Origin of the sequence: Priestia filamentosa (genome assembly GCF_900177535.1) — a bacterium.
GTDB lineage: Bacteria > Bacillota > Bacilli > Bacillales > Bacillaceae_H > Bacillus_I > Bacillus_I filamentosa.
The window spans coordinates 1,160,689-1,173,342 of the sequence record NZ_FXAJ01000001.1; the positions used below are offsets into that span (position 1 = coordinate 1,160,689).

14 protein-coding genes are annotated in these 12,654 nt (G+C 36.8%); 12 read left to right on the forward strand and 2 right to left on the reverse strand.

What is annotated here, in order from left to right; genetic code table 11:
- Nucleotides 1-148: 148 nt before the first annotated feature.
- From B9N79_RS05995 to B9N79_RS06030, 8 genes are all read left to right on the forward strand, one after another.
- A complete protein-coding gene (locus B9N79_RS05995) occupies nt 149-568 on the forward strand; it encodes an organic hydroperoxide resistance protein (protein WP_019392273.1) in 420 nt (139 codons plus the stop codon).
- A 213-nt stretch (nt 569-781) separates the two neighbouring features.
- Entirely contained in the window at nt 782-2,116 is a 1,335-nt protein-coding gene (locus B9N79_RS06000) for a polysaccharide biosynthesis protein (RefSeq protein ID WP_040056415.1), read from the forward strand.
- Nucleotides 2,117-2,203: 87 nt separating this feature from the next.
- Nucleotides 2,204-2,953, forward strand: coding sequence for an oxygen-insensitive NADPH nitroreductase (gene nfsA, locus B9N79_RS06005; RefSeq protein ID WP_040056414.1), 750 nt, complete (start codon nt 2,204-2,206; stop codon nt 2,951-2,953).
- Nucleotides 2,954-3,047: 94 nt separating this feature from the next.
- Nucleotides 3,048-4,079 (forward strand): anthranilate phosphoribosyltransferase, encoded by a 1,032-nt coding sequence (locus B9N79_RS06010; protein ID WP_085117965.1) that lies wholly within the window; start codon nt 3,048-3,050, stop codon nt 4,077-4,079.
- 78 nt (nt 4,080-4,157) lie between these two features.
- Nucleotides 4,158-5,246 (forward strand): FecCD family ABC transporter permease, encoded by a 1,089-nt coding sequence (locus B9N79_RS06015; protein WP_082023525.1) that lies wholly within the window; start codon nt 4,158-4,160, stop codon nt 5,244-5,246.
- Entirely contained in the window at nt 5,247-6,026 is a 780-nt protein-coding gene (locus tag B9N79_RS06020; protein WP_019392278.1) for an ABC transporter ATP-binding protein, read from the forward strand.
- Nucleotides 6,027-6,358: 332 nt separating this feature from the next.
- Nucleotides 6,359-7,087, forward strand: coding sequence for a hypothetical protein (locus B9N79_RS06025; protein ID WP_019392280.1), 729 nt, complete (start codon nt 6,359-6,361; stop codon nt 7,085-7,087).
- Between the two features lie 82 nt (nt 7,088-7,169).
- The gene (locus B9N79_RS06030; RefSeq protein WP_040056411.1) at nt 7,170-8,111 is read left to right on the forward strand and encodes a DHH family phosphoesterase; all 942 of its coding nucleotides are present in this window, start codon (nt 7,170-7,172) and stop codon (nt 8,109-8,111) included.
- 9 nt (nt 8,112-8,120) lie between these two features.
- Here the strand turns inward: B9N79_RS06030 and B9N79_RS06035 are convergent, their stop codons facing one another.
- The gene (locus B9N79_RS06035) at nt 8,121-8,594 is read right to left on the reverse strand and encodes an Hsp20 family protein (protein ID WP_019392282.1); all 474 of its coding nucleotides are present in this window, start codon (nt 8,592-8,594) and stop codon (nt 8,121-8,123) included.
- 143 nt (nt 8,595-8,737) lie between these two features.
- Here B9N79_RS06035 and B9N79_RS06040 point away from each other — a divergent pair, with 143 nt between their 5' ends.
- The 4 genes from B9N79_RS06040 to B9N79_RS06055 all read left to right on the forward strand — a co-directional run bounded on the left by B9N79_RS06040 (nt 8,738) and on the right by B9N79_RS06055 (nt 11,254).
- On the forward strand, nt 8,738-9,895 hold the full coding sequence (locus B9N79_RS06040) for an acyl-CoA dehydrogenase family protein (RefSeq protein ID WP_040056410.1): 1,158 nt from the start codon (nt 8,738-8,740) through the stop codon (nt 9,893-9,895).
- Nucleotides 9,896-9,997: 102 nt separating this feature from the next.
- On the forward strand, nt 9,998-10,483 hold the full coding sequence (locus tag B9N79_RS06045; RefSeq protein ID WP_019392284.1) for a metal-dependent hydrolase: 486 nt from the start codon (nt 9,998-10,000) through the stop codon (nt 10,481-10,483).
- Nucleotides 10,484-10,549: 66 nt separating this feature from the next.
- Nucleotides 10,550-10,735: a hypothetical protein gene (locus tag B9N79_RS06050; protein ID WP_019392285.1), complete on the forward strand. Its 186-nt coding sequence runs from the start codon at nt 10,550-10,552 to the stop codon at nt 10,733-10,735.
- 135 nt (nt 10,736-10,870) lie between these two features.
- On the forward strand, nt 10,871-11,254 hold the full coding sequence (locus tag B9N79_RS06055) for a hypothetical protein (protein WP_063592712.1): 384 nt from the start codon (nt 10,871-10,873) through the stop codon (nt 11,252-11,254).
- Between the two features lie 516 nt (nt 11,255-11,770).
- On the opposite strand, the gene ku is transcribed toward B9N79_RS06055, so the two are convergent.
- On the reverse strand, nt 11,771-12,565 hold the full coding sequence (ku, locus tag B9N79_RS06060) for a non-homologous end joining protein Ku (protein ID WP_046217666.1): 795 nt from the start codon (nt 12,563-12,565) through the stop codon (nt 11,771-11,773).
- Nucleotides 12,566-12,654: the final 89 nt, after the last annotated feature.

Below are 12,654 nucleotides of genomic sequence, written 5' to 3' on the forward strand. Positions count from 1 at the left end.
GCTCCTTTCTTTTTTGTATTCTATGATATTTAAAGAGGATTTGTACGGGCTAAAAGAGAGTTCTATAAAAAGCCAAGGTTTGAAATCATAGAAAGCGGTTATAGTAACAGTAGAGTTACTACATAAAAAAGTTAAGGAGTGAAATGAAATGGAAGCATTATACGTTGCAGAAGCTACTTCACGAGGTGGACGAGAAGGGCATGTTACAACTTCAGACGGCACACTTGATTTAAATATTACATCTCCAAAAGGCTTAGGTGGAAAAGGTGGAGACGGCACAAATCCAGAACAACTTTTTGCAGCAGGTTATGCCGCTTGCTTTGAAAGTGCGCTACAGCTTGTTTTAAATAAAGAACGAATCAAAGCAGAGAACACAGAAATCACGTCACACGTCTCAATTGGGAAAGACCCTGAAGACGGTGGATTCAAACTAGAAGTTGAATTAGTTGGACATGTTGAAGGTGTTGAACGTGACAAAGTACAGGAGCTTTTAGAGAAAGCTCACGGAGTTTGTCCATATTCAAAAGCAACGCGAGGGAATATTGAAGTTACGGTAAAAGCAAAATAAAAATAGACAAGTAGCGTGATAGGAGAGCTCAATTCCTATCACGCTTTTTGTATCCAATACATCTATTACATATGAATTTCTACGCATGAAAGAGAGGGGTTCCCTATATACATAGGATAAGGACAAGTTCAGATAAGCAACGTTGTTAAAACGTCTCGTAGTGGCTGCTCTATTGTTCACTTGCTAGAGATCCTAAATAAAGGGGAACGGATAATGAATAGTTTTTTAAAGTCAGCGTTAATTCTAACTTTGGCCGCTTTTTTAGGCGAACTTATTGAATTTTTGACAAATATGGTTCTAGCACGTGAGCTCGGTAAAGAAGGAATGGGGATGTACATGTCTGTGTTGCCTATCGTTTTTTTAGTTGTCACAATTGCAACGATAGAGCTTCCAATTTCGATTTCGAAGTTTTTGGCAGAACATAACCAAAAAGAGCATCGCAATATGATGAAGCATGCGACATGGTTTGCAACAGGAATTATTGCTTCTGTTATGGCTGTTTGGTTTCTTGTAATTACCTTTATACCGTTTTTTAACCATTATCATCCGTACATCGGTTGGGTTGTGCTTGTATTTATCCCCATTGTTTCTTATTCATCGATTTTACGCGGCTACTTTATGGGCGTTGATAATATGAGTGCTATTGCTGTTTCGAATTTTGTTAGAAAATCCATTCAGCTTACGCTTCTTTTCTTAGTATTTAGAACGTTTCATTTTGAAGATCATGGCACCGCTCTTCTTGTGGCCATTTGTGCTCTTGTAGCAAGTGAAGCGGTTGTATTTACTTACTTCTTGATTACATATGTGATGCAAACAAACGTAATTTCAAGAGGTTATCGATTTTCGTATACGGGAAAAGAAGTAAGAAAAAGACTTTTGTCCGTTTCTCTGCCAACAACAGGCCTGCATCTTTTCTCCGCATCAGCTGGAGCCATTCAGCCGTTTTTAATTAAGAAAAGTTTGATGTTAAGCGGAATGACGTCTTCCATTGCAACAGGTCATTACGGTATGCTTGCAGGAGTTGCTATGACGATTGGGTTCTTTCCAGCTTTTATTGCTCATTCTCTTCTTGTAGCCTTAATCCCGGCTGTTTCTCAAGCGCAAGCTGCAGGTGACCGTGATAAGCTAAGCTCGCTATTACAGCAAAGTTTACGAATAACGTTTTTATATGGAATTCCCGCGATTCTCATTATGAACATTTTTGCTGAGCCTATTACAAATCTCTTTTTTCATTCAAGTGAAGCTGCTTTCTATTTAAGAGCGCTTTGGCCGTGTTTTTTACTTCATTTCTTTGTAATCCCAATGAGAGCTTATTTAATTGGGTTAGGGCTTATGAAGGATGCCTTGTATCATACGATATGGGTTCATGTTATTTCCTTTTCGCTTATTTTTCTCCTTGCTTCTCAACGAGAATGGGGAGTAAGTGGCGTTATTTTAGCAATGAATGCAGAAACACTTCTGCTTACTCTTCTGCACTATTTTACCATTTGTAAACGAATTGGTTTGCCGATTTTATTTTTTATGAAGCGGCCGCTAACAAAATTATAAAAAATATAGGTTGAGCATTGTATTAAAGGAGAGAAGTTTATCTATGATAAGATAGTAGCAACAAAGAAGAGAGGAAGAGTAGAAGAAATGAATAAAACAATCGAAACAATATTAAATCACCGTTCTATACGAAAGTATAAAGATACGCCATTATCAGATGAACAAATTGATGCTTTAGTTCAAAGTGCTCAAGCAGCTTCAACCTCTAGTTTTATCCAAGCTTATTCTATTATTGGAGTAAAGGATCCTGCTAAAAAGAAAAAACTTGCTGAGCTTGCAGGAAATCAGCCTTATGTAGAAGAGAATGGACACCTCTTTGTTTTTTGTGCAGATTTGCATCGTCATGAGATACTTGGCACTATGGAAGAAGTGAAGGTGGCAGATTCGTTAGAAAGCACAGAAACATTTATGGTTTCTCTTATTGATGTGGCTCTTGCAGCACAAAACCTTGTAATTGCGGCTGAATCAATGGGGCTTGGCACATGCTATATTGGAGGCATTCGAAACAATTTAGAAGGTGTTGAAGAAGTATTAGACATCCCGAAACGCGTTATTCCACTTTTTGGCCTAACAGTTGGATATCCAGCGCACGAATCAAGTCAAAAACCACGCTTACCAAAAGCGCACATCTACCATGAAGAGTGCTATGAACAGGATGAAGAAAAATATAAAAAAGAGCTTGAAGCTTACAATGAAGTCACCTCATCTTATTATAAAGAGCGTACAGGTGGAAAACGTGAAGATACGTGGACAGCTCAAATGGCTAATATGCTTCATACACCAAAACGAATGTATATGAAAGAATATATTGAGAAAAAAGGATTTTCTAATAAGTAAGAGAAAAGAAGCTAGAGGATAGCTTCTTTTCTTATGGAAAAATTTCGATATTTCAGATATTGTTATAATAGATAGAAATAAAGGAGAGGGTTTTATGCAACAGTGGATCAAAGAAGTAGCAAGAGGACAGCGTGGAGCAAAAGACTTGCCTTTTGAAGAGGCAGAGAAAGCGGCGCATATGATGGCAACTGGTGAGGCAACAGATGTGCAGATTGCTACCTTTTTGACAGGACAGCGTATTAAGACAGAAACGCCAGAAGAACTCGATGCGTTTGTGAAAGTGTATAGAGAAAATAGCGAGCAAATCAACGTGAATGAAAATATAAGAGAGAACCTTGTAGACTATTCAAGTCCATATGCAGGGCGAAATTCGTTTTTTGCGACAATCCCAGTAAATGTATTGTTAGCTTCAAGAGGGATGCCTGTTTGTTTACATAGCAGTAACTCACTTCCTCCAAAATACGGTACAACCATTAAAGACGTTTTAACAGAGTTAGGCATTAAGACAGAGGAAAGTGTCGATGAAATTGCAACATCATTAGAAAAAATTAAGATTGGCTTTTATCATACAGAAAAGCTATCACCTCCACTCAAGCGTCTACGCTCAATTCGTAAGGAAATGGGAATTCGCACAACATTCAATACAGTTGAAAAAATGCTAAACTTAGCTCATGCCCCAAATATTGTGCTGGGAGCTTTTCATCGAACAGCTATTAATAAAATTTTGCCTGTTTTTAAAACACTAGATGTGAAAAAAGCAGTTGTTGTGCAAGGGATAGAAGGATCAGATGATTTAGCTGTTCATCGTAATAGCTTTGTTTTTCAAATCCAAGATGGACAGGAGTCTTCTTTTATTGTAAGTCCAAAAGAGTATGATCTTTATCTTCCTGAAGAAGAGTTTGTGAAAAAACGTTCATTACAAAATCAAGTTGAAACAATAGAGAGTGTCCTAAAAGGAGAAAAGAGTGATCTTTATGCTTATAATCAAGTTGTGCTAAATACAGCTCTTCGTCTCTATCTCTTCGGGTATGAACCTTCTATTGCAGACGGTGTTGCCTGGGCAAGAAATGCCTTGGATCGTAGAGTAGGTCAAGAAGTGCTTAAGGAGTGGAGAAGCATCTTATAAGAAACGAGCCTTTTACAAGGCTCGTTTTTCTTGTAATGTTTGACGAGAGGACTTTTAACGCATACAATCAGGAGGAAGATGGATGAAGAAGGGATGAAAATACGGTTGCATGCATTGGTTAGAAAAAAAGCAAGGACATTTTTAATATTAGGCTTTTCCGTCCTATTTTTGCTTTTTACAATTACATTTGCTGTGATGATAGGGTCTGTTTCCTTATCACCACTTTTAGTATGGAAAATTATTTTTTCACATATGCCTTATATAAATCATTACATAGATGGATCAGGATCACTTGCTCAATCCGCCATCATTTGGCAAATTAGGCTTCCGCGTGTTTTGTTAGCTTGTATTGTTGGAGCAGGACTTTCAATTGCAGGAGCTGCGGTTCAAGCACTTGTGAAAAATTCAATTGCAGATCCATACATACTTGGAGTATCGTCAGGAGCTTCTGTTGGAGCGACGCTTGTTATTACAGCAGGCGCTTTTTCTATTTTAGGCATTTATGCTCTATCAATTGCGGCTTTTATTGGCGCACTTTTATCTGTTTTAGGGGTGTTTTTTCTTGCTCAAGTACGGGGAAGAATTTCTACAGTTCGACTCCTTTTAAGCGGAGTTGCTGTATCAATGATTTTAACAGCGCTCACAAACTTTATTGTTTTATCTGCACCAAATGCAGAAGGAGCCAAAAGTGCACTTTTTTGGATGATTGGCAGTTTAACTGGGGCAAGATGGGATTATTTATTCATTCCTTTTACTGTCTTTTGTTTTGTATTTTTATTTTTATGGTCTCAATACCGAGCTCTTAATATTTTATTGACTGGGGAAGAGTCAGCTGTAACATTGGGGATTAACGTTCATATGTTTCGCAAGCTTTTAATTATTGCAACAGCTCTTCTAACAGGTGTTATTGTCTCTGTGAGTGGAGCCATTGGATTTGTAGGACTTATGATTCCTCATATTGTTCGTCTTTTTGTTGGTTCTAATTACAAATATGTGATCCCGTTTAGCGCACTGTGGGGCGCCATCTTTTTAATATGGGCCGATGTATTAGCACGCACGGTGATTTCTCCGCAAGAACTGCCAATTGGAATTATTACGGCTCTTGTTGGAGGTCCGTTTTTTATTTGGTTACTGAGAAAAAGTACGTACGCTTTTGGAGGAGAGTAAATGATTAGCATTGAACATGTAACAACGCTTATTGGAAATCAGCTTATTATAGATGATGTTTCTCTCTCTGCTGAAAAAAAACAGTTTGTTGGGATTATTGGACCGAATGGAAGCGGGAAATCTACGCTTCTCAAAAATATTTACAGAGTATTGCCGCTATCAAGTGGGAAGGTAATGATTAACGGCCATGACTTTTTGAAAATGAAGCCAAAGGAAGCTGCACAACAGCTAGCCGTTGTTAGCCAGGAAACACCGGTTACATTTGATTTTTCGGTAAAAGAAATGGTTTTAATGGGCAGGGCACCATATAAGAGGATGTTTGATTTTGATCATTCAAAAGACGACGAGCTTGCCCTAGAGATGTTGAAAAAGGTCGGTATGGAAACGTTCATTAATCGAAACTTTTTGACGCTTTCAGGAGGAGAAAAACAGCGTGTTATCATTGCGAGAGCTCTTATTCAACAAGGAGAAGTCCTTATCCTAGATGAACCAACAAACCATCTTGATATTCATCATCAGCTTCATATTATGGATGCTGTAAAAGATACTAATATGACGGTTATCGCTGCTCTGCATGATTTGAATATTGCGTCTATGTACTGTGATTATCTTTTTGTAATGAGAGAAGGAAAGATATTTGCACAAGGAAGACCTGAAGAAGTGCTAAATGAAACATTGCTAAGAGAGGTCTTTGAAGTTGAAACAATCATACATCAACATGAAACGCTAGGAAAACCACATATTACGTTTTTACCAAATCGTTTTGTGAAAAAGCAGTGATGAAGAATAGGATATAAGCAGGGTTTTTAGATAGAAGTATGGAAAGAAGACATCAATAGGTGTCTTCTTTTTTGATTGGAAGGTCGAAAAAAGATAGTTTCCTAAGGCCTTCTAATGTCTCAAAAGATACAAAAGGGCTCTTATTTTGTTGGAGGAACAACACATCCTGGAGGAGGCTCTCCAATGGTTACGATTGGCGGACTTAACGTTGCTTAGCACCTTTTAAACGAAAATCGAAAGAAAAGTTCGAAAGTCTTTTGACATTTACGGGGGTAATTCGCTAATATAGTAAATTGTGCTCCTTATTTTTTTTAGAAGGTGGAATGGTACATTTGGCTTTTTGGTTCTTTATTGTGTTATTTATGTTTATCGTCATTTTCCGTCCTCTCTTAGAACGACGGGCAGTGAAAAAATGGGGAAAAAGCAGCAAACGAATTCAATTTTTCGTTGAACAATCTCTTTTTTATATTATTATTTTGCTTGGCTACGTGACGCTTTTTAAGTATGAAGGCATTTCTTTCTCTTTTATTGGATGGAAAGCCACAAGTTTTTCTGCCTTTCATGCTTCACCACTCCCTAGTTTTTTCAAATACTTAATTCTTGCCCTTTTTGCCTTTTTTATTATTACGGTTATTTTAGTTGCATGGATTAAACGAAACAAAGAAGCAAACATTTTTGGAGAGGAAACGCTAGCTTCATCCTATCATGTATTCACACCGCAAAAAAAAGAGGAAGTTGCAAGCTGGTCCTTTTTTTCGTGTCTTCACGTAGCAGTAGAATCGCTTGTCTATTTTCCGTTTTTTTATTTCCTATATGTTCACATTTTTCATGTAACGAATATATGGCTCGTGCTCGTTTTTATCACGTGCGCTTACTATGTGGTGCAGCTTGCGTTTTCGTATGATCGGTTGAGTATTCAGCCATTTATTATCGGGCTCTTTTTGTCATCGCTTTATGTGTTGACAGAATCTGTTTTGCCACTTTTGCTCTTTTACATTTGCAACTTTGTTTTGGAAATTTATCATGTGGAAGAAGAATTCCAAAGACAGAAGCAAGCTTAGAAATGCTAGCTTTTGTTTTTTGAGTTGTTCTTTTTAAAAAGGGTATACTGATTTATAACTACATAAAAGAGGGGAATTTATTATGAGATTATTTTCACATAATGACCTGGATGGAGTAAGTCCAGCTATTTTAGCTCTTCGTGCGTTTTCAAAGGAAAATGTTCATTATTCATGCGTTGGCATTTATAAAATTGATGAAGTAATTGAAGAGTATTTAGAAGAAAATGAAGATATAGAAGAAGAAATTTATATTACAGATATTTCGGTCAATGAAGAAGTGGCTGCAAAATTAAATGAACGCGTACAACGCGGACAAAAGATTCTTCTATTTGATCATCATTCATCAGCAAAATGGCTTGATGAAACCTATGAATGGGCTACAGTAAAAGCAGTGGATGAAAAGGGACAAAAAACGTGTGGGACAGAGCTTTTTTATCACCACCTTCTTAAAGAAGGGAAATTACAACAAACTTCGGTGATGTCTGAGTATGTTGAACTTGTTCGTCAATTTGATACATGGGACTGGTATGAAAATAATAATGAAAAAGCGAAGAAACTAAATCATTTGTTTTATTTAATTAAACGAGAAGATTTTATTGAAACCGTATTAACCGCATTAGATAAAGAAGAAGAGTTTGCGTTTACAGAAGTCCATGAAACCATTTTAGCTCTTGAACAAGAAAAAATTGATCGCTATATCCATAATAAAAGTCATCAAATGATCAAGGAACAGCTAGAAATTGGGGAGACGCAATATACTGCTGGAATTGTATTTGCAGAGAACTACCAATCAGAGCTTGGAAATGCCCTTTGTGTAGACGACGAAGAGCTCGATTTTGTAGCTCTAATCGATATGGGGAAACGCCGTATTGGTTTTAGAACAGCAAGAGATAACGTGAATTTAAGTGAAATTGCCGCTCGTTTTGATGGAGGAGGACATCCAAAAGCAGCAGGATGCTCCTTAGGAAAAGAAACGTTTGATCTTTTTGTTCTTCATACGATGTTTTCAGAAACAGAAGCCTAAGAGTTTATCTTAGGCTTCTAAGTCGTGAATGGGAATTTCAGAGAGGGAATGCTGAGAGGATTTTGGTAACGAGATCTCGAGCAGTCCTTTTTGATAAGTTGCTTTTGCGCCTTTTTTTCGCACGCTCGAAGGAAGAGATATTTCTTGCTGAAATTTTTTCTCTCCATTACTTTCAATAAAACAGGAGAATGGACTATGAGAAACCTTTAGATAAGCTAATGTAGCGCGGTCTGGAATTTTTACTTGGATGATACAGCTATCATGCGTTTGAAATATATCATACATAAGCGCTGTTTCACCTTCTGAAGTTTTAGTATGGGACATTTGCAACGCTTGTTTAAAAAAATCATTATTTTTAATGAAGTCTGGTAAAGGCTGTGACATTGCAGAGGATAGCACGCTTTTTAAATATTGATCCGTCTCTTTATTGTTTTGCTCTTTTCCTTGTTCAAAAGGCCAAGAGTTAGATTTCCATGGAAACACGCTTTTTCCTCCTTAGTATCTTATTCTCCTTTACTATATGGCAACGTACCCCTAAAGGTTATTTCTGTACTTGGTCCTTTTTCATTGATATGATAGTTATAAAACCCGATAAGTTTACAATGATTTGAACGGAGCGTGATTTTGTGACAGCAACATTTATCAAAACAGACTTTCAAAAGGAATGGCTACAACGACTTACTCCCCTTGTAGAAGAGTTTGCAAACAATGGAGCCGAAATTGATGAAAAGTCTCTTTTTCCAACTGAACATATTGAGAAATTAAAGAAGATTGGCTATACGTCTTTATCCCTGCCTAAAGAGGCCGGTGGGGAAGGATTAGCGCTTTATGATCTTCTTCTTTTTCAAGAAAAAATTGCAAGTGGAGATGCTTCAACAGCTCTTGCTATCGGCTGGCATATGGGGATTACAATGGATTTAAATGATAAAAGGAATTGGCCTGAATATACTCTTCATACTATGTTTCAAGAGATTAAAAATAAAAAACTTTTAAATGGAGCAGCAACAGAGCCCAAAACAGGAAGTCCAACGCGAGGAGGACGCCCTGAAACAACAGCTATAAGTCAACAAGACGGTTTTCTTATGAATGGTCATAAGACATTTACAACAATGGCTCCTGCCCTAGATTATTTTCTTGTGAAGGCATGGATAGAAGAAGAAGGAACAGTCGGAGAGTTTATCGTGCCTAAAACGGCAAAAGGGGTTTCAATTGAAGAAACGTGGGACATGATTGCTATGCGAGGTACAGGTAGTCATGATTTACTTTTAGAGAATGTTTTCCTTGAGAAGGATAAGCTTGTTCGATTATTAAAAGGAGGAAATAAGCGTGAAGCAAGCGGCTGGCTTTTGCATATTCCAGCGTGTTATTTAGGCGTTGCACTCGCTGCTCGAAACTATGCTATAGAATTTGCTAAAACTTACTCTCCTAACAGCATAGAAGGCACGATTAGCACATTACCAAACGTCAAAATGGGACTTGGAGAAATGGAATTAGAGCTTCTAAAAGGACGTCAATTTTTATATGCTGTCGCAACAAAATGGGATGAATGTGAAACAAAAGATGAAAAAGACAGCTTGCTTGAAGAGCTTTCAGCAGCAAAGCTTATCGCGACAAATTGTGCTATTAATGTCGTAGATAAAGCCATGCGTATTGTTGGAGCAAAAAGTTTACAGCGTACAAATCCACTTCAACGGTACTATCGAGACGTGCGTGCAGGATTACACAATCCACCTATGGATGACATGACAATTATGAATTTAGCGCAGTCAGCTCTAGAAGAGTAAAAAGACCTTTTTCAGAAAGGTCTTTTTTTATGTTTTTTGACAGAAAGGAAAATCTTTCTTATAATTATCTTTTATTGCATTAATTTAGAGAAGGTGGCAAATTTGAACTATTCTACACATGTGGCAACATCACTTGCTGCCGGTACATATCTTACAACGGTTACGAACGTGCCTTTTTCTGTTGCTTGCTTAGGAGGAATTGTAATTGGAAGTTTGCTTCCTGACATTGATGAGCCAAATTCTTTTGTAGGGCGCCGAACGTTTGGTTTATCAAAACTAATCAAAAAAACGTTTGGGCATAGAGGGCTAACGCATTCACTTTTATTTTGGCTTTTGTTTTCGCTTCTTTACTACAAATTTCAGAATGATTTCACCCTTGGATTGAGCTTAGGGTATGTTTTTCATATTATTGGGGATTTCTTCTCTAGGCAAGGTGTACCGCTTTTCTTTCCGTTTACAAAAAAGAAGTTTCGTGCACCACTTACATACAAAACAGGAACGGTTCAGGAAAGAGCACTTCTTGTTGTAGCACTTGTTGCTTTTGTATATATTGTGTACAGATATAAACTGTTTGTGACGGTTTTTTAACCATTTATATAAACCATCCGCCCTTTTTGTGCATATATTATAAAAAAGGGCGAAAGGGTGGTAAGAATGGTCATGCAGTTGTTTGCTTCTGTTATTATTTTAATTTTAGCAGCTTGGTTAATAGTACATTTATTAGATGATGGAAAAAATGAGGAGATTCATTTAACGCCCAAGCGATTATTTCGTTTCTTGCTTGCCCTCATTATTTTAGCTGTGACCGTGACAATGGTTGTTTCTCTTTTAGTTATGTAAAAGCATCCATTTGGGATGCTTTTTTATTGCAAAAATGCAAAAAGTTCGTAATGTCTCCGTAATGAAAAAGGGGTTGTAAGTCATATAGCAAGTGAGTAAAATAAAAGAGTAGATGAAAATAGGGAGGATCCTATGGTGAGGAGAATATTATTCGTCACGATGTTGCTTCTGCTCGCAATTTTTGCCATTGATCAAGGCTTAAGCGAAAAAAATAAATTATTTCTCGAAAAACAAATCATCGCAGAAGCACAAGAAAGTCATATTATTGATTTTGATCAAGCTTTTGATTTTAAATGGGACAACCTATATGTATTCCCAGGAAATACGTCTGTGAAAGAAATTAATAAAACATTAGGCTTTGCTTGGCCAAATGCTAGTTCAACAGGAATCTCAAAAAGCGACAGCCATCAGCTTATCGTGTTCGTTAAAGATAATACAGTAACTCGATATGCTAAAGTACCGTCTCAGTACGGAACGCTTACTCCAACAGATGATGAAAATGTATATAAATTCACTTAATAAAATCCCCCTTCTTTAAGGGGGATTTTTAGTTATCCAGCTTGATTTTGGGTGAAAGTTAGTAAAAATGAGGATGTTGAATCCCGTGATTTCCAAACATAACATTAAATTCAAAAAGATACATCTTATCATTACAAACGGCAACATCAAAGTCAGCATAGTTAATATGCAAAGAAGAAGCCATTTTTTGAACAAGATCAAGCGCTTCTATTAGAATGACTTCTTATGAAATTTCTCTACATATTCGCCAGTACGCTTCCATAATACGCCCACCAACCCATACGATACGTAGATCACAGTCAATTGGAAGATATTCTTGAACATATAAAACGTCTCTTGTTGAGCAGTATGTTAAGAAATTCGCCTTTATGTTCAAACTTACGTTCAGGCTTGATGTAAGCTACATTCTTCATCCCGATTGTACGATAAGGGTTAACTAATCCACATCCTAAAATAATTATATACCGACTTTTTGAAATTTGGATATGAGAATGTGAACAAAGGGAAAGGAAATAATTAGCTTGTAGCTCGTGGTTTCTTATTCATATTTTTAGGAGATTTTGTTTCAATCGTAGATTGATCAATACTTGCTTTTAGCGCTTCCATCATATGAGCAATTGTTCGTTCTTGTTTTGGCTTCGCTTCTTTTTCATCGATATATTTGAGAAGCGCTTCTTGATAGTCATCATGAAATACTTCTGGCTGAAAAGGTTCTGTTAAGTTTTCAATAAGGTCTACAGCAAGCTTTTGATCTTGATTTGAAACTTGATTTGCTAACCTATCGTCTCTTATATGACGTATATCTTCATAAGGATGAAGAGTGTGAAGAGCTAATATGTTTTCATAGGCGCGAATAACAGCATATTGATCGCTTGAATATAAAAATATCTTTGTCAAAGCAAATGTATTTGTAGCTTGTAATGCCGCTCGAAGAATTTCATAGGCTTTGATGTTTTCTTTTAAAGGAAGTACAAAAAAAGTTTTATTATAGTAAAGAGGATCAACCTCTGCTTTTTTTAGAAAATGAAAGATGGAAAGTTCTTTTCCTAAGAAAGGAGCTTTTACCATATTTATTTCTTCCTCTTCTAGCTGAATAAAAGTTCCGTCTTCACGCTCATACCCACGAACTAAATCATTGTGGTCAACTTCTACATTGCAGTGTGGACAAATTCGTTTCTGTTTGATCGGTGTTGAGCATTCTCGATGAAGCAATCGAAGCTTAACATCAGAATTTTCAACAGCTGAATGAAGTCTAATAGGTACTTCAATCGTTCCAAAATGAAGCTGACCTTTCCAGATTGTATGAAGCATATTTTCACCTCTTTTTCCATATTGTTTCTCTTTCATTTTAGATTTATAACATGAGTTTTAGGATAAGCTACTTTTTTTGTATAAAAGTC

Excerpts from the sequence above, each read along its gene's own strand:
- nfsA (WP_040056414.1), top strand. The coding sequence starts at position 2,204 with ATGAATAAAACAATCGAAACAATATTAAATCACCGTTCTATACGAAAG.
- B9N79_RS05995 (WP_019392273.1), top strand. The coding sequence starts at position 149 with ATGGAAGCATTATACGTTGCAGAAGCTACTTCACGAGGTGGACGAGAA.
- ku (WP_046217666.1), bottom strand. The coding sequence starts at position 12,565 with ATGCTTCATACAATCTGGAAAGGTCAGCTTCATTTTGGAACGATTGAA.
- B9N79_RS06010 (WP_085117965.1), top strand. The coding sequence starts at position 3,048 with ATGCAACAGTGGATCAAAGAAGTAGCAAGAGGACAGCGTGGAGCAAAA.
- B9N79_RS06020 (WP_019392278.1), top strand. The coding sequence starts at position 5,247 with ATGATTAGCATTGAACATGTAACAACGCTTATTGGAAATCAGCTTATT.
- B9N79_RS06000 (WP_040056415.1), top strand. The coding sequence starts at position 782 with ATGAATAGTTTTTTAAAGTCAGCGTTAATTCTAACTTTGGCCGCTTTT.
- B9N79_RS06050 (WP_019392285.1), top strand. The coding sequence starts at position 10,550 with ATGGTCATGCAGTTGTTTGCTTCTGTTATTATTTTAATTTTAGCAGCT.
- B9N79_RS06015 (WP_082023525.1), top strand. The coding sequence starts at position 4,158 with ATGGATGAAGAAGGGATGAAAATACGGTTGCATGCATTGGTTAGAAAA.
- B9N79_RS06030 (WP_040056411.1), top strand. The coding sequence starts at position 7,170 with ATGAGATTATTTTCACATAATGACCTGGATGGAGTAAGTCCAGCTATT.